This is a genomic window from Hydrogenophaga sp. ANAO-22 (assembly GCF_042466645.1).
Classification (GTDB): domain Bacteria; phylum Pseudomonadota; class Gammaproteobacteria; order Burkholderiales; family Burkholderiaceae_C; genus Hydrogenophaga.
Window position 1 is genome coordinate 5,147,676 of record NZ_CP159956.1, and the last position, 15,582, is coordinate 5,163,257.

Annotated in this window: 15 protein-coding genes; 7 read left to right on the top strand and 8 right to left on the bottom strand. The window is 69.3% G+C overall.

All coding sequences use genetic code 11. From position 1 onward, the window contains the following. Window positions 1-10 precede the first annotated feature (10 nt). Complete coding sequence (locus ABSY19_RS24955; RefSeq protein ID WP_382156856.1) at window positions 11-970, top strand: Bug family tripartite tricarboxylate transporter substrate binding protein; 960 nt, start codon at window positions 11-13, stop codon at window positions 968-970. A 3-nt stretch (window positions 971-973) separates the two neighbouring features. On the opposite strand, the gene ABSY19_RS24960 is transcribed toward ABSY19_RS24955, so the two are convergent. The 5 genes from ABSY19_RS24960 to ABSY19_RS24980 all read right to left on the bottom strand — a co-directional run bounded on the left by ABSY19_RS24960 (window position 974) and on the right by ABSY19_RS24980 (window position 6,282). After that, on the bottom strand, window positions 974-1,984 hold the full coding sequence (locus ABSY19_RS24960) for an ABC transporter substrate-binding protein (protein WP_382156858.1): 1,011 nt from the start codon (window positions 1,982-1,984) through the stop codon (window positions 974-976). Between the two features lie 11 nt (window positions 1,985-1,995). After that, window positions 1,996-3,147 carry an FAD-dependent oxidoreductase gene (locus tag ABSY19_RS24965; protein ID WP_382156860.1) on the bottom strand — a complete coding sequence of 384 codons (1,152 nt, stop codon included), beginning with the start codon at window positions 3,145-3,147 and terminating at the stop codon, window positions 1,996-1,998. Window positions 3,148-3,205: 58 nt separating this feature from the next. Then, a complete protein-coding gene (locus ABSY19_RS24970) occupies window positions 3,206-4,183 on the bottom strand; it encodes a cupin domain-containing protein (protein WP_382156862.1) in 978 nt (325 codons plus the stop codon). A gap of 22 nt (window positions 4,184-4,205) precedes the next feature. Next, the gene (locus ABSY19_RS24975; RefSeq protein WP_382156864.1) at window positions 4,206-5,051 is read right to left on the bottom strand and encodes a plasmid replication/partition related protein; all 846 of its coding nucleotides are present in this window, start codon (window positions 5,049-5,051) and stop codon (window positions 4,206-4,208) included. A gap of 100 nt (window positions 5,052-5,151) precedes the next feature. After that, complete coding sequence (locus ABSY19_RS24980; protein WP_382156866.1) at window positions 5,152-6,282, bottom strand: hypothetical protein; 1,131 nt, start codon at window positions 6,280-6,282, stop codon at window positions 5,152-5,154. Window positions 6,283-6,526: 244 nt separating this feature from the next. On the opposite strand from ABSY19_RS24980, the gene ABSY19_RS24985 reads away from it, so the two are divergent. Beyond that, on the top strand, window positions 6,527-7,006 hold the full coding sequence (locus tag ABSY19_RS24985) for a hypothetical protein (RefSeq protein WP_382156868.1): 480 nt from the start codon (window positions 6,527-6,529) through the stop codon (window positions 7,004-7,006). Window positions 7,007-7,017: 11 nt separating this feature from the next. On the opposite strand, the gene ABSY19_RS24990 is transcribed toward ABSY19_RS24985, so the two are convergent. From ABSY19_RS24990 to ABSY19_RS25000, 3 genes are read right to left on the bottom strand one after another with little or no spacing between them, the layout of a single operon-like run. Next, window positions 7,018-7,770, bottom strand: coding sequence for a tyrosine-protein phosphatase (locus ABSY19_RS24990; RefSeq protein WP_382156870.1), 753 nt, complete (start codon window positions 7,768-7,770; stop codon window positions 7,018-7,020). Window positions 7,771-7,795: 25 nt separating this feature from the next. After that, window positions 7,796-8,389 carry an AsmA-like C-terminal region-containing protein gene (locus ABSY19_RS24995; RefSeq protein ID WP_382156872.1) on the bottom strand — a complete coding sequence of 198 codons (594 nt, stop codon included), beginning with the start codon at window positions 8,387-8,389 and terminating at the stop codon, window positions 7,796-7,798. 41 nt (window positions 8,390-8,430) lie between these two features. Beyond that, the gene (locus ABSY19_RS25000) at window positions 8,431-9,831 is read right to left on the bottom strand and encodes an AsmA family protein (protein ID WP_382156874.1); all 1,401 of its coding nucleotides are present in this window, start codon (window positions 9,829-9,831) and stop codon (window positions 8,431-8,433) included. Window positions 9,832-10,061: 230 nt separating this feature from the next. Here ABSY19_RS25000 and ABSY19_RS25005 point away from each other — a divergent pair, with 230 nt between their 5' ends. The 5 genes from ABSY19_RS25005 (at window position 10,062) to ABSY19_RS25025 (ending at window position 15,567) form a co-directional block, all read left to right on the top strand. After that, the gene (locus ABSY19_RS25005) at window positions 10,062-11,198 is read left to right on the top strand and encodes an MlaE family ABC transporter permease (protein WP_382156876.1); all 1,137 of its coding nucleotides are present in this window, start codon (window positions 10,062-10,064) and stop codon (window positions 11,196-11,198) included. After that, window positions 11,199-12,014, top strand: coding sequence for an ABC transporter ATP-binding protein (locus ABSY19_RS25010; protein WP_382156878.1), 816 nt, complete (start codon window positions 11,199-11,201; stop codon window positions 12,012-12,014). Further along, window positions 12,011-13,048 carry an MlaD family protein gene (locus tag ABSY19_RS25015; RefSeq protein ID WP_382156880.1) on the top strand — a complete coding sequence of 346 codons (1,038 nt, stop codon included), beginning with the start codon at window positions 12,011-12,013 and terminating at the stop codon, window positions 13,046-13,048. The genes ABSY19_RS25010 and ABSY19_RS25015 overlap by 4 nt, the downstream gene beginning before the upstream one ends. 11 nt (window positions 13,049-13,059) lie before the next feature. Continuing rightward, window positions 13,060-13,656: a membrane integrity-associated transporter subunit PqiC gene (locus tag ABSY19_RS25020; protein ID WP_382156882.1), complete on the top strand. Its 597-nt coding sequence runs from the start codon at window positions 13,060-13,062 to the stop codon at window positions 13,654-13,656. Window positions 13,657-13,776: 120 nt separating this feature from the next. Then, on the top strand, window positions 13,777-15,567 hold the full coding sequence (locus ABSY19_RS25025) for a methyl-accepting chemotaxis protein (protein ID WP_382156884.1): 1,791 nt from the start codon (window positions 13,777-13,779) through the stop codon (window positions 15,565-15,567). The last annotated feature ends 15 nt before the right edge of the window (window positions 15,568-15,582 follow it).

The window sequence follows — 15,582 nt, forward strand, 5'->3', positions numbered from 1 at the left end:
GAGACAAGACGTGAAATTCTGGAAAAACTGGCTGGCGGTGGTGGCACTGGTGGTGTCGGGTTCGGCCACGGCCGCCTGGCCCGAGCGGCCCATCACCCTGATCGTTCCCTTCCCCGCAGGGGGCCTGGCCGATGCGGTCAGCCGCTCGCTCTCCGAGGAGGTCAGCCGCATCCTGGGCCAACCGCTGATCCTGGAGAACCGGCCCGGCGCCAACGGCCGCATCGGCCTGGAGCAGCTGTCGCGCGCTCCCAAGGACGGCTACACCCTCGCCGCGACGGTGCCGGGCATGATGATCTTCCAGCCCCTGACGGAGAAGACCTACAAGTTCGACCCCCTGAAGGACTTCGAGCCCATCACGATCGCGGTGGACACGTACAACGTGCTGGTCACGCACCCGCGCGTCTCGGCCACGGGGGACCTGCGCGAACTCGTGGCCAAGGCCAAGGCCCACCCCGGGCAGATGAACTACGGCACACCCGGCAGCGGCAGCAGCTTCCACTTCAACACCGTGGTGCTGACGGACAAGCTGGGCATCCAGGCCACGCACGTGTCCTACCGTGGGGAGGCGCCGGCGCTGATCGATCTGGCCGGCGGCTCCATCGAGTTCATGCTGGCCGGGCAGTCGGCGCGGCCCTACATCCAGGACGGCAAGATCAAGCCCATCGCGGTGACGTCCCGCCAGCGCGTGGGCATCCTGCCCAACGTGCCGACCTTCGCCGAACTCGGCGTCGATTTCCGGACGGACGGGTGGGTGGGCTATGTGGCGCCCGCCGGTGTGCCCAAGGAGATCCTCGATCGCGTGAGCGAGGCCTTCCGCGCGGCCATCAAGCTGCCCAAGGTGCGCGAGCAGATCGCCGCGATGGGCTACGAGCCCGTGGGCAACTCCCGCGAGGAATTCCGCAGCCTGATCAAGGACCGGCTGGAGCACTACCGGGGGCTGATCCGCTCGGGCGCCGTGAAGATCGACTGAGCCCTAGCGGCCACCGGGCACGAACTGGTTGGTGTAGAGCTCTTTCACCGGGGTCTCGCGCGGCACCACGCCGTTGGTGACGTAGAACTTCTGCAGCTCGGCCAGGCGGGCCTCGTCCATCGTGCCGGGCACCTTCTGCGCGGCGTACACGTACTGGTTGAACATCTCGAAAGCCTTCTGGATGTTGGCTTCCTTGCCCTTGTGCACCGGCACGTGCGCCACGTAGGCGGCGGTGGCGGCCTTGGGGTCGGCCATGATGTCCTTCATGCCCTTGAGCGTGGCGCGCACCAGCTTCTGGATCAGCTGCGGGTTCTTGGCGATGGTCTCGTCGGAGGCGAGGATGGCCTGGGCCATGCTCTTGAAGTAGATGTCGGCCGGCAGGATGTCGACCTGCGCGCCGGCCTCCATCGCGCTCACCGTCCAGTCGGGCACCGTGGCCATGGCGGACGCGCGTTTCGCCGCGAACTGCTGCCACACACCGCCCGGGCCGGCGGCCTGGATGTTGACGTCGTTCTTGGTCAGGCCGACCTTGCTGAGCATGCCCAGCAGGGCGTAGTAGGTGGTGTCGGTGTAGGCCAGGACGGTGACGGTCTTGCCCTTGAGTTCGCGTGGGCTCTCGATCTTCTCGTCCTTGTGGCTCACGAGCTGGGTGAGCGAGCCGGCGCCGAGCACGGCCACGGCCTTGACGGGGATGCCCTGGGCGCGGGCGATGATGGGGGTGTCGCCGATGGCGCCGCCGATGACGGCGTTGCCGGCACCGATCTGCTTGGCCACGTCCACGCCGCCGCGCGCGGTGACGAAGTTGACCTTGAGGCCTTCCTGCTCGTAGTAGCCCTTGGCCTGGGCCAGCATCCAGGGGCCGAAGGCCGGCAGCGTGGCCGGCGCGGGCAGCAGGTAGGTGACTTCCTGCGCTTGCGCGTGGGTCAGCAGCGGGAACGCGGTGCCGCTGGCCATGAGCAGTGCCAGCACGCTGCGGCGGCTCGTGCGGGCCAGGGGGCGGAACAGTCGGGGCATGGGAAGTCCTTTCAATGGCTGAGGGTGTGAAGCTGGCGGTAGAAGTCGTCCACGTGGGCCTGGGCGCTGGCGGGCAGGGCCTGCAGGGCCTGGGCATGGCGCGCCGGGTCCTGCTCGGCACCGGCGCGGCCCACGCGGTGCGAGGCCTCCTGCACGAAGCGGCACACGGGCGCGCGGCGCTCGCCGAAGCGGGCCAGGGCCGCCGGCACCGGCGCGCCGTCTTCGAGCAGGCGGGCGAGCACCACGGCGTCCTGCAACGCGAGGGCGCCGCCTTGTCCCATGAACGGGGTCGATGCGTGGGCGGCGTCGCCGATCAGCACCACGCGGCCCTGGTGCCAGGGCAGGGGCATCACCACCTCTTCCACCGCGGTGTAGAGCACCTCGGTGTCGGGCGAGATCTCGTCGAGGAAGGGGCGCACCGGCCCGCCGAATTCGGTGAAGCTCGCGCGCATGGTCTCGGGCCAGTGGGCGGGCTCGAACCAGGTGTCCTTCGGCTGCGCCACGGTGCCGAAGATGTAGAGGCGCTCCGGCGAAATCGGCATGATGCCCAGCCGCTTGCCCAGGCCCATCATCATGATCTTGTCCACCAGCGCGGGCGGGCGCCGGTGCACGCTGCGCCAGACACCGAAGCCCGAGTAGGTGGGCTGCACCTCGGGCCAGAGCAGCGCGCGCAGGCCCGAGCGGATGCCGTCGGCGCCCACCACGAGGTCGAAGGACGCCTCACCGCCATCGGAGAAGCGCACGTGCGCGCCGCCCTCGTCCTGTCGCAGGGACAACACCGTGGTGCCCAGGCGCACCGGCACCCCCAGCGTGTCGAGCCGGCCGGACAGCACGCGGTGCATCTCGGCCCGCTTGATGCCCAGGATGGCGGGCGCGGGCGGTGTGCCCAGGCTGGGGTAGACCACGTCCACCAGGTGCCGCCCGTCCTGGTCCAGGTAGACGTTGCGGCCGGAGGCGATGGGAAAACCCGCCTCGACCAGGTCCTGCATCGCGCCGATCTGGCGGAAGTGGTCCAGGCCGTTGCTGTAGACGAAGATGCCCGAACTCTGGAAGCGCCATTGCGGCTGTTTTTCAATCACCTCGACCTGCCAGCCGCGCTGCGCGAGCGCCAGGGCGGCGGAACAGCCGGCAATGCCGGCACCAACGATCAGAACTTTTTTCATGGGGGAACCAGAAGACCAACGCGGACGCGGTCGATTCTTGGTCAGGCCCCGCCCGTGTTCAACCTTCGGGGCGCCGGATCTGGGCACCGATCGTCCGCGACTTGATGCACTGGCTGGGCGTCTGCCCGGCCCAGCGCTCGAACGCGCGGGAAAACGCCTTCTCCGAGCCATAGCCCACGCCCTGCGCCACGCGCCAGACGTCGTCCGCACCTTTGAGGAACTGCTGGCGCGCGATGCCCATGCGCACCGAGGTGAGGTAGCGCAGCGGGGTGGTGCCCATGAGTTCCACGAAGCGCTCGCTGAACACCGAGCGCGACTGGTGGCTCACGCGGGCCAGGCTCTCCACCGACCACGGCAGCTCCGGGTGGGCATGCATCTGCGCCAGGGCCTTGCCAATGGCCTTGTCGCGCACGCCGTTGAGCCAGCCCTGGGCGCCAGCGGGGCCATGGTGCAGGTGCTCGCGCAGCACGTGCACCAGCAGCAGGTCGGCCATGCGCGCGGTGGACAGCTGCCAACCGGGGCGCTGCTCGATGGTCTCGTCCACCATGGCCTGGGTGGCCAGCGCCAGGGTGCGCGTGGTGGCGATCTCGGCCGCGCGCAGCACGATCAGCGGCGGCAGCCAGGACAGCAATGAGACGCCCTGGTGCTGCGGCATCCACAGGTGCAGCGAAAAGAGCTCGGTGGCCGCGCCGCCACCGCCGTGGGCGAAGGTGATGGGGTGATCGCCGTGCGCGCCGCGCATGTGCCGCTGCAGCAGCGAGCGGAACGGCACGGTGTCCTGGCCGATCTCGGAGGCGGCGACGTGGGGGCCGCCCTGCGGCAGCATCACGATGTCGCCGGGCTGCACGTGCACCGCGTCCAGCCCGTCCATCTGGATCCAGTAGGGCTCGCCGGTGCACACGCGCATCAGCAGGCCTTCCACGCCTTCGGAGCGCAGCGCCCACGGCGCCGTGAGCGAGAAGCGCGCCGTCACGGCGCGGTCCGTGCGCAGGGTGCCCAGGACCAGGCTGATCAGATCGCCGGACGAGGTGCCCATGAAGGTCCGGGAGGCGGGGCCGTCAGGCCGACGGCGCCTCTTCCAGTTGCGCCCGCAACGTGGCCACCTGCTCGCGCAGCGCGGTGTTCTCCGCCTGCAGCGCCGCGACCTTCTGGCGCAGGGCCGTGAGTTCATCGGTGCCTGGCTCGGCCGCTTCGCCGGCCGCGTCCGCATCGGCCTCGGGCGGCTTGCGGCGGGCCTCGCGCACGCGCTTGGCCGCGAGCTTGAGCTCGTCCTTGCCGGCCAGGGCGGCGGCCTTCTGTTCTTCCGGCGGCAGGCTGGCCACGGCCGCGGCGGCGTTGAGCGACACGGCCCCGGCCTTGAGCGCGTCCACGAGCTCGGGCGCGGCCTGTTTCTGGATCTTCTCGATCATCACCACCTGGCTGCTGCTCAGGCGCGCGGCCTTGGCGATGTCTTCGCGGCTGTGCAGCGGCCGGGGTTCGAGCGCGGCGACGGCCGGGTTTTGCGCGGCCACGGGCGCGGGGGCTTCCTCATCGGGCGGCAGGTCCTCCGGCGAGGGCGAGGTCGCCAGGATGCGCGTGCGCCGCTCGGCCAGGATCTCGCGCTTGCGCAGGGCCAGCACGCCGCGCTGGAAGTCCGACACGCTGCGCCGGCCCAGGTGCTGGTCGATCATCCACAGGTGCACGTCCTCCAGGGTCTGGAAGCGCGGGTTCTGTACGGTCTGGAAGGGCAGGCCGTGTTTCTGGCAGATGCCGTAGCGGTTGTGGCCGTCCACCAGCACGTCGCCCCACAGCACCAGCGCATCGCGGCAGCCTTCGGCGAGGATGCTGCGCTCCAGCGCATCGTGCTCGTCGGGCGTGAGGGGGTCGATGTAGGCTTTGAGTTCCGGGTTGACGGTGAGGTGCATGGGTCAGGCAGAGGGAGAGGCTTGGGGGCGCGAATTGTAGATGCCTCACTCAGACCCTCACCAAGATCGTGCTTGTGGAACTGGCCCCGTGTTTGCTTGATCAGTTGACGAATGGGCCGGCGCCGGCCCTGGCCTCTGGGTCCTGGAGGGTGAATGCACAGTTGAAGTACTTTTCCGCCTCGCTCCATGGCGCCCCTTCTTTCCACAGCGTCAAGAAGGCGCGACTGACCTCCACGACACTCGGACTGATTTGCAAGGTGTGGATCGCCAATGAGTCAAACGTGTCTTCGTGATCGTGCAAGCTGCCGATTTGACCGGCGTAGCTGTAGAACTGGGCGATCGTGCCCGGTTGCGGAAATCTGCCGAATGCTTCACAAGCCGCACCGGTCTCCGGGTTTCTGCCCGTGTGAGCTTGCGAGAAGCTGTCCTGAACCATGTGCAAAAGCGCGCCCATGGCGACCTTGTCCAGTTCTTTTCGCACTTCAACGATGCCGGTCGCGAACAAGTTCGTGGCGGTGATGTCGCCAGGGAAATAGACATCCAGTTGTGCCACATCGAGGGTCCGGATGAAGCGGCCTGCCGGGATGCTCTTTGATCCGAGTCCCCACAGGAATTCGGCCCACATCTTCATGCGAATCAAGGTATCTGCGGCGCGCTCACCATCGTGGGCAGCCATTGAGTGAAAAAATTGCAAGTCGCCAAAGTGCGACCGGTAGAGCAGATAGTCGCCAGGGCCAAATGCGGGTTCTCCGGGTTTTTTGGCCATTCGTTGTTTGGCGGTTTTATCCGCATCCGAAAAGAGGCCTTTCCAGCATTTGGGCTGAGCTGTTGAGCGCAGGGTCACTTTGGGGTCGCAGTCGGCGATCCGCGGTGGTGAGGCGCGATTCAGAGCGAAAGGCGGGTCGTCCGGCCATCGAACGCCATAGAGCAGCACCTGATTGACGCGAACCCCCTCCGTGGTCAGACAGGACGACTCGGCCCCCGCCGCCGCCGCGCAGTCCAGGGCATTCAAGGTGATTGCTTCGTGAACCGGGCTCTTGATCATGGGGAGCGCGTTGCCCACCAGCCATTGGCCTAAACCATCAACGAATTGATTTCCACCAAGATTGGCTAGCTTGCGGTCCACATCGCTGATGCGAGGGAGAATTTGAAAGGCCGAAGAAGCAGTGGGCCAAATGACCATTGCGATCACGGTTGCCGTGAGACATTGTTTCAGTGAGATGGGTTTCATTGATGTGCCTCTTGTCTTTGGCTTTCCGGGGTATCAATAGCGAGCGCGGAACGATGCTAAGCGAAAACGGGATGGCAGCAATTGATTTGACGTGCCTCTGGGAACAAATGGGTGACCATCAAAGAAGGTGTTTTCACATTTTTGAAGGGGTGGCGTCCAGGCTCATGAATTTGGCTGCCATTTTTTGCAAACCGCGCTAGAGTCGCACGGCGTCTAAGTCCAGCAACCTGAAAGGACCACCGAGATGTTTGACCTGTCGATGTTCACCCTCATCCATGTCCTCATCAGCGTGCTCGGCATCGTCGCCGGGCTCGTGGTCATCGGGGGCCTCATGGGCGGCGCCCGGCTCGATGGCTGGACCGCCCTGTTTCTCCTGACCACCGTGCTCACCAGCGTGACCGGCTTCTTTTTCCCGGCCACGCAGATCACGCCCGCCCACGCGGTGGGGGTCATCTCGCTCGTGGTGCTGGCGGTGTGCCTGGTGGCGCGCTACGCCAAGCAGATGGCCGGCAGGTGGCGCGGCACCTATGTGCTGACGGCCGTGGTGGCGGTCTACCTCAACGTGTTCGTGCTGGTGGTGCAGCTGTTCGTGAAGACGCCGCCCCTGGCGCAGCTGGCGCCCACCCAATCCGAGCCGCCGTTTGCGATCACGCAGGCCGTGGTGCTGCTGGTGTTCGCAGGGCTGGCTTGGGCGGCGCTGCGCGGCTTTCGCTTGCGGCGCTGAGCTGCGAGGGCTCAGGCCTCCAGCAGCGAGGCGCGCAGGCGTTCGAGCGCCTTCGCGTCCAATCCCATGGGGCCTTCGAGGTAACGGGGCAGGCCGCCGAACTCCTGCTCGATGGTGGTGAAGGCCGCGTCGAGAAAAGCGGGCTGCACGCTCCAGAGCACGTCCATCACATGCGCCGGGCCACGCGCTTCCACCAGCGGGCTGCGCACGTAGAGGTGGTTGGTGAGCAGGTAGTCCTGCACGATGTCGTCGCGCGAAACGCCCAGCGCGCTGAGCAGCAGCGCGGCCGCGAAGCCGGTGCGGTCCTTGCCGGCGGTGCAGTGGAACACCAGCGGCGTGGGCTGGTCGAGCAGGTGGCGGAAGAAGCGCGCGTACACCGGCGCGCCTTCGCGCGCGAAGCCCCGGTAGGTCTGGCACATCAGCGCCACGGTCTCGGCCTCGGTGGGCACCTGCCGGGCCGCGAGCAGTTCCTGCACGCGGTGCACCACGGTGGGTTCGATGGACAGCGCCAGCGTGGTCAGGCCGTCGACCTCGGAGGGCAGGGTGGCGCTTTCGGCCACGCCACGGAAGTCGATGCGGTGCGTGACGCCCAGGCCTTGCAGCGTGGCCCGGTCTTCGGGCGTGAGGCCCGCGAGGTGGTCGGAGCGGTAGACGCGGCGCTGGCGCACGCGCCGCCCGTCCAGGCCGGCGTGGCCGCCGAGGTCGCGGAAATTGGAGGCGCTGTTCAGCAGGCGCGCGGGAATGGGGTTGGGCTGCGTCGACATCCGGCCATTGTGCCCCCGGCATGTGTCAGGGTTTTTTGGCCGGTGCGGGCGCGGTGGCCACCAGCACGCAGGGGTCGCCCCCGGTCTTGTCGCCCTGCTCGATCAAGGGGATCACCGCGGCCGCCGGGCCCGCCGCCACGCCCAGCGCGAGGGCACCGAGCACCCGGCCCGCCAGGCGCCGGCCCTCGATGCCCACATCGGGGTTGCCCAGCGTGCCGGTGACGGTGATGGGCGTGCGCAGCGAGAGCGGCGACCAGTCCTTGGGCTTGGCGACCAGGCGCAGGGCCATCGACTCGTCGCGCAGGTTGACGTGGCCGTCGATGCGCACGGTGCTGTCGCGGTTGTCGATCACCGCCAGCCGGGGTTCGAGCACGCCGTTGCGCGCCACCATGTCGAAGCGCGCGCAGTTCAGGGGCAGCGGGTGGTCGCCCCGGATCAGCACGCCCAGGGCCTGCGCCAGGTCCAGGCCCATGGCCTCGGTGGCCAGGTGGGAGATGGTGCCGTCGCGCAGCGTCAGATCGACCGGGCCGTTCAGCGAGCCCAGGATGTCGGCCGTGGAGTTGCCCGCGCCGCGCACGTCCAGCTTGGCGGACAGCACGCCGGTGACGTAGGAACGCACCGCCTGTTCGCCGCCCTGGCGCGCCTGTTCACGTTCCTTCTTCAGGGCCTTGGTGGCGTTGGCCGAGGGGGCGGGGGCGCGGCGTCCTTGCGCATCCCGCGCATCCAGCCCGCGATGTCCACGCCGGCGACGTCCAGCCGCGCCTGCCATTTCGCGGGTTGCGCGTTGGCGTCGAGCTGGGTCATGCCCTTGAACTGGCCGCCCGACACCGAGGCCTGCAAGTCGTCCAGGCGCAGCACGCCCGCGTCGAGGTGGATGCGGGTCTTGAGTCCCTTCAGGGGCGCCATGGCGTCGGTGCCGAAGTCCACTTCATCGATGGCCACGTTCACGTCGGCGTCCATCACTTTCAGCGAGGGCAGGTCGAAGCGGCGCTGCGGCAGCACGCGGCCCTGGGCTTGCTGCTGCGGTGGCGCCTTGGCGGTGCCGCCTTCGCCACCGATGGCCGGCCCCAGGTCGGCGAACGCGAGCTTGGGGCCGGTGAGTTCGCCCGTGAGGCGGCGCGGGCTGGTGAGCTGGTGAAAACGCAGGTCGCCCGCGAGGCGGCTGCTGCCGATGGTGGCGCGCGAGGCCTGCAGGCGCCACACGCCGTCGGCTTGCGAGAGCCGGCCGCGCAGGTCGAAGGGCGGGGTCTGCGGCAGGGTGATGCCCAGCGGGCGGCCCACCTCGGCCAGCGAGCGGCCCTGGAACGACAGCGCGCCATCGAGCCGGGGTGTGCCCAGCAAGGCGGCGGCCTGGCCGTCGAACAGCAGCCTGGCCGAGGCCACCGTGCCCGCCACGCGCACCGGCACCCACTGCGCATCGGGCGCGACCTCGGGGTCCTGCAGCAAGGGCAGGGTGCTGCCCGCGCGCACCTGCAGGTCCATGGGCATGGTGCGGTAGCGGCCCTTGAAGGTGGCTTCATAACCCGAGGCGGGGCCGGTCACGGCCTCGCCTTCGCTGCCTTTCACGCCGATGGCCAGATCGACGTCCTGCACCGCATCCTTCCAGGCGACCTGGCCCTGGCCGATCACGAGCGAACCGAAGCGCGGCAGGCCACCCAGCGGATCGCTGTTCTCTTCGGCGCGAGGCTTGTCGTCCTTGTTGCCCAGCTGCCAGTTGGCGTCGCCACCGGCGATGCGCATCAGGTGCGCGTCGAGTTGATCCGCCTGCAGCCGCTGCAGCAGGCGGTCCCCGCGCTGCCAGCGCCAGATGTCGCCCCAGTGCCAGACCAGGGTGATGTGGCGCGCATCGAGCAGATGGGGGGCGCCGAAGCGCGCGTCCGAGGCGATGCGCAGGTGCTCCACCTCCAGCCGGGGCCGCCACAGCAGGTGCGTGCGCACCTGGCCCTGCATCTGCACCGGCACGCCGACGCCGCGCGTGGCGGCGTTCTCGATGGGTTGGCGCAGCACGGGCCAGCCGCTGTATTCGCCCCATGCCACGCCCAGACCGAGCACGGCGAGCACGCCACCGGCGATCCAGAGGGTTCGAGGGCGTCGCCTCTTCGATGGGGGAGGGTTGGTCTGAGCGTCCACGCTTCATTGGAACGCAGCATGGGCCGCATCGTTCGGTTTCGGCCCGATGACGCGGCCTTGTCCTACAGGGCGGCGGCGGCCAGCCCGCAGGTCGGTCGATAGAATCCAGATTCCGAATCTGAATGGGTTCTTCCATGCGCGATGCCCCGAGCGGAGATGCCGTGTCGGACACGATGGAGGTGAATGACGAGACGCATGCCCCGGATGCACGCTGGCTCTCACAAGGTGACGACTGGGTGTTGGAACTCAGCGGCGCCTGGCGCGAACACAGCGCCCCTCTCCCCGAGCTTCCGGCCACCGAGGTCGTGGGCGCCGTGCGCGTCCACGCGGGCGGCCTGCGCTCGTGGGACGCGCCCCTGGCTTCCGCGCTGTGGCATCAGATCGAACCCTTCGCGCGTCGCGGCGCGGATGTCGACCTGCAGGCCCTGCCCGAAGGCCTCCAGCAGATTCTGGCGCTCGCGCTGGACACCCCGCCCCCCGCCGCGGCGGCCCCGGCCGCCGCACGCGGCCGCGTGGCCCGCCTGGGTGCGCGCGTCACGGCCTGGTGGGCCCTGCGCCGCAAGACGCTGACCTTCTTCGGCGAGGTGCTGCTGTCCCTGGGCCGCTGGCTGCGCGGGCGCAGCGACATGCGCGCCTCCGACCTCGCGTGGCAGATCGAACAGACGGGGCCGCGCAGCCTGCCCATCGTGGCGCTGGTGTGTTTCCTGGTCGGTCTCATCGTGGCTTACATGGGCGCGGCCCAGCTGCAGCGCTTCGGTGCGCAGAACTACATCGCCGACCTCGTGACGGTGGGCGTGGTGCGCGAGGTCGCGGCCCTGCTGGTGGGCATCGTGCTGGCCGGTCGCGTGGGCGCGGCCTTCGCGGCGCAGATCGGCAGCATGCGCGCCAACGAAGAGGTGGACGCGCTGGCCACCATGGGCGTGAACCCGGTGGACTTCCTGGTGCTGCCTCGCGTGCTGGCGCTGCTCATCGTCGGGCCCATGCTGACCGCCTTCGGCGCGCTGGTGGGCATGACCGTGGGCTGGCTGGTGGCGGTGGGCATCTATGGCGTCACACCGCTGGAGTACGTGTACGCCAGCGCCCAGGCCATCACGCTGCCGCACGTGGTGGTGGGGCTGATCAAGGGCACCACGTACTCGGTGCTGGTGGCGCTCGCGGGTTGCCTGCAGGGCATGGCGGCGGGGCGCAGCGCGCAGGCCGTGGGCGACGCGACGACGGCGTCGGTGGTGCAGGCCATCGTGTGGATCGTGGTGGTGGCCTCCGCGCTCACCGTGGTGTTTCAACGCCTGGACTTCTAGATGAACGAACACCTGCACGCCCAACCCGCCCCGCCCCAGCCCGGTGCGGAACCGCTGGTGCGCGTGGAGAACCTGACCATGGCCTTCGGCAGCAACGTGATCCAGCGCGACCTGAATTTCGAGATCGCGCCTGGCGAGGTGCTGGCCCTGGCCGGCGGCAGCGGCTGCGGCAAGAGCACGCTGCTGCGCCACCTCATCGGCCTGCAGGTGCCCGCCAAGGGCCGGGTGCTCTACGGTGCGCGGGACCTGTACGCGGTCGACGACAAGGAGAAGGCCGCGCTGCTGCGCTCCTTCGGCGTGATGTTCCAGGCCGGCGCGCTGTGGAGCAGCATGACCGTGGGCGAGAACGTGATGCTGCCCATGCAGGTGCTGACCGACATGGAGCCCGAACGCCGCGAGCAGGAGGCGCGCTTCAAGCTCGCGCTCGTGGGGCTGGCGGGCAGTTTCGAGGCCGAGCCCGCCACGCTGAGCGGCGGCATGCGCAAGCGCGCCGCCATCGCGCGCGCCCTGGCGCTGAATCCGCAGCTGCTGTTCCTGGACGAGCCCTCCGCCGGCCTGGACCCGCTGACCTCCGCCCACCTGGACGAACTGATCATGCACCTGCGGGACGACCTGGGCACCACGGTGGTGATGGTCAGCCACGAACTCGAGAGCATCTTCGCGCTGGCCGACCGCCTGCTGTTCCTGGACGCGCAAAGCAAGACCATGACGGCGCTCGGCCCGCCCAAGGCATTGCGGCAGGACGGCCCGGAGGAGGTCCAGCGCTTCCTGCGCCGCGGTGCCGCCGCCCCCGTCAAAGAGGAAACCCCATCATGAAGCGCAAGGCCAATCCCACCCTCATCGGCACCTTCGTGGTGGCCGGCCTCGCACTCATCGCGGTGGCCATCATCACGCTGGCCGGCAGCAGCTACTTCACACGCAAGGAGCGCACCGTGATGTACTTCAGCGGCTCCGTCTACGGCCTGCAGGTCGGCGCGCCGGTGGTGTTCCGTGGCGTGCGCGTGGGCAGCGTGGAGTCCATCGAGGTGTCCTACAACCGCGAGACCGACGCCTTCTCCATCCCGGTGGTGGCCTCGCTCGACAGCGATGCCCTGCGCGGGCTCGATGGCAAGCACGGCGATGCGGCCTCCGATTCCGAACTGGCGCTGCCCGCGCTGGTGGAGCGGGGCATGAGCGCGCAGCTCTCGATGCAAAGCCTGCTCACCGGCCTGCTCTATGTGGACCTGGATCTGCGCCCCAAGCGCGTGGCCAGCACGCATGGCACGCGGCGCGGCCTGACCGAAATCCCGACCGCGCCCACGGCGATCCAGACCTTCCGCGACCAGCTCGAAGGCATCGACCTGCGCAAGATCACCGACGACCTGGCGGCGATCGCGGCTTCGGCCCGCGCCGTGATCTCGGGGCCTCAGCTCAACCAGGCCCTGAGCGACCTGGCCGAGATCACCGCGACCTTCAAGCGCGTGTCCGAGCGGCTCGACAAGCGCCTGGACCCGCTGGCCAACGAGTTGCAGCGCTCGCTCGTGTCCACCCGCACCGCGATGGACGGCATGGAGAAGGCGGCCAAATCGGTGAACGAGAGCGCCGTCGGTTTTGGCCGCACGTCCGAGCGCGTGTCCGACCTGCTGGCGCCCGACGCGCCCCTGGTGCAGAACCTGCAGCGCGCGGCCAACGAGGTGAGCCGCACCGCGGGCGCGCTGCGCGAGGCCACCGCGGGCGATTCGCAGCTGATGGTGGGGGCCGACCGCGCGCTGGACGACCTCTCGCGCGCCGCCCGCGCGCTGCGCGACCTGGCCGAAGCCCTGGAACAACAACCCGATGCGCTCCTGCGGGGCAGAAAGGTCAACGAATGAACCGCCCAGCCATGAACCGACGCGGCCTGCTCGCCGCCCTGGGCCTGGCGCCCGTGGTGTTCGCCGCCGGCTGCGCCGGCACCGATGCGCCGCCCACGCGCTGGTACGAGCTGCGCGCGGAGCCCCCGGAGCCCCGGCCGGCGCCCCGGCCGGGCGATGGCGCGGTGTGGGAGGTCTCCGGCCTGGTGCGCCTGCCCGGCTCCCTGGACCGGGACGTGCTGATGGTCTCCAGCGGCGCGTCGTCCCTGCTGCCGCTGCCCGGGCACCGCTGGGCCGAGCCGCTGCGCGAGAGCGTGCCGCGCCGCCTGGTGGCCGACCTGGCCCTGCTGCGGGGGGAGGGCCTGGTCTGGCGCGCGCCCGCGCCCTCGGGGGCGAACGTGACGCGGCAGCTGCGCGTCGAGATCGATTCGCTGATGGCCGACAGCGGCCGGCGCACCCTGCGCCTGCAGGCCCGCTGGTGGCTCACCGACCTGCGCGGCGGCGCCACGCCGCCCACGCTGGGTCAGGCCGACATCGAGGTCCCGCTGGCCGACGGCTCGCCCGACGCCCTGGCGGCCGGCCACCGCCTGGCCGTCTGGCGGCTGGCGCAGCGCATCGCGGGCGGCTGAACGAGGCTTCGAGAGGACCCGTCCCGAGGGGGACAGCGCGTTCGTCGGCTGGATTTCAGTGCCGGCGGTTCATGTCGATAGGCCGGAGGTGACCCGATCCTTTTGCCCGAACCTCCCAACATGAACCTCTTTCGCCACATGACCGTGAACGCCAAACTCTGGACCGGCGTTCTTGCCATCGTGCTCGCCCTGGGCGCGATGTTGTCCTTCACCGGCACCCGCTCCAGTGCCTTGACCAAGGAAGCCGACGAAGTGCTCGGCCGGATGTCCGACAAGACCGTGATCGCCACGGAATGGGCCGGCCTGACCGAAACCAACGTGACGCGCGTGCAGGCCTCGATCCTGAGCACCGACCCGTCCATCGACCAGCTCTACAAGGACGTCATTCCCGTGGGCGTGGCCTCGATCTCCGCGCTGCAGAAGCGGCTGGATGCGATGCCCATGAACGACGCCGAGAAGGCCCAGCTCGAGAAGATCGCCGGGCTGCGCCAGGCCGTGCTGGGCTCGCTGGCCAAGGCCAACGAGATGAAGAAGAACGGTGACACCGCCGGGGCCGTGGCCGAAATCACGTCCCGCTTCAACGCGGCAGTGCCCCCCTACGTGGCGGCGCTGCGGGAGTTCGCGCAGATGCAGGTGAGCATGCAGGCCGAGGCCCAGGTGAAGTTCGCCGCCGATCGCGCCAGCAACCTGACCATGGCAAGCGCGCAGATCGGCCTGCTGATCCTGGGCATCATCGCGGGCGCCTTCTTCCTCATCCGCAACATCCGCACGCCGCTGCGCGAAGTGGTGGCGTTTGCCGAACGCGTGGCCGGCGGCGACCTGACCGCGCGCATCCGCAACGACCGCCGCGACGAGTTCGGCGCGATGACCAAATCCCTCTCCGACATGCGCGATCGCCTGGTGCACGTGGTGGCCGACGTGAAGCGTGGCACCGAGAACATCACCGTGGCGGCGCGCGAGATCGCTTCGGGCAACAACGACCTCTCGGCCCGCACCGAACAGACCGCCGCCAACCTGCAGCAGACCGCCGCCAGCATCGAACAGATGTCGGGCGCGATCCGCCAGTCGGCCGACTCGGCGCGCGTGGCCAACCAGCTGGCCGACGTGGCCGGCCAGAGCGCCCAGAAGGGCGGCCAGGTGGTCAACGAAGTGGTGTCCACCATGGAGGAGATCAACCAGGCCTCGCGCAAGATCAGCGACATCATCGGCGTGATCGATGGCATCGCGTTCCAGACCAACATCCTGGCGCTGAACGCGGCGGTGGAAGCCGCGCGGGCGGGCGAACAGGGCCGGGGCTTCGCCGTGGTGGCTGGTGAGGTGCGCAACCTGGCGCAGCGCAGCGCGCAGGCGGCCAAGGAAATCAAGGTGCTGATCGGCGCCAGCGTCGACAAGGTGACCGCCGGCACCGAGCTGGTGGGCCAGGCCGGCCAGACCATGGGCGAGATCGTGGAGAACGTGGTGCGCGTGCGCGACATCATCGGCGAGATCGCCTCGTCGTCGAGCGAGCAGGCCGAAGGCGTCAACCAGATCAACGCCTCGGTGTCCAACCTGGATCAGATGACGCAGCAGAACGCGGCGCTGGTCGAGGAAAGCGCGGCCGCCGCATCGAGCATGAACGACCAGGCGCTGCGCCTGTCCGAGGTGGTGCGCATCTTCCGCGTGGACGCGGCCGATGCGACCAGCTCGATCGCTCAACTGAACGTCAACGACCTGCACAAGCGCGGCAACGCCGTGGCCGCTGCGGCCGCCGCGCCGAAAGCGGCGCCTGCTCCCGCGAAGGCCGTGGCCAAGGCACCGGCGGCAAAGCCCGCCGCGGCCCCTGTCGCGGTGGCGAAGAGCCCCAAGCCCGCGCCGGTGGCCGCTCCCGTGCCCGCGACGGCGGGTGGCGCGGACGACTGGGAATCGTTCTGAACGAAGAAGGCCTCG

Bases quoted from the DNA above. Each gene is read 5' to 3' on its own strand.
- ABSY19_RS24965 (WP_382156860.1), bottom strand. From the start codon at position 3,147: ATGAAAAAAGTTCTGATCGTTGGTGCCGGCATTGCCGGCTGTTCCGCC.
- ABSY19_RS25025 (WP_382156884.1), top strand. From the start codon at position 13,777: ATGAACCTCTTTCGCCACATGACCGTGAACGCCAAACTCTGGACCGGC.
- ABSY19_RS25015 (WP_382156880.1), top strand. From the start codon at position 12,011: ATGAAGCGCAAGGCCAATCCCACCCTCATCGGCACCTTCGTGGTGGCC.
- ABSY19_RS24960 (WP_382156858.1), bottom strand. From the start codon at position 1,984: ATGCCCCGACTGTTCCGCCCCCTGGCCCGCACGAGCCGCCGCAGCGTG.
- ABSY19_RS24985 (WP_382156868.1), top strand. From the start codon at position 6,527: ATGTTTGACCTGTCGATGTTCACCCTCATCCATGTCCTCATCAGCGTG.
- ABSY19_RS24980 (WP_382156866.1), bottom strand. From the start codon at position 6,282: ATGAAACCCATCTCACTGAAACAATGTCTCACGGCAACCGTGATCGCA.
- ABSY19_RS25020 (WP_382156882.1), top strand. From the start codon at position 13,060: ATGAACCGACGCGGCCTGCTCGCCGCCCTGGGCCTGGCGCCCGTGGTG.
- ABSY19_RS25010 (WP_382156878.1), top strand. From the start codon at position 11,199: ATGAACGAACACCTGCACGCCCAACCCGCCCCGCCCCAGCCCGGTGCG.
- ABSY19_RS24990 (WP_382156870.1), bottom strand. From the start codon at position 7,770: ATGTCGACGCAGCCCAACCCCATTCCCGCGCGCCTGCTGAACAGCGCC.
- ABSY19_RS24975 (WP_382156864.1), bottom strand. From the start codon at position 5,051: ATGCACCTCACCGTCAACCCGGAACTCAAAGCCTACATCGACCCCCTC.
- ABSY19_RS24970 (WP_382156862.1), bottom strand. From the start codon at position 4,183: ATGGGCACCTCGTCCGGCGATCTGATCAGCCTGGTCCTGGGCACCCTG.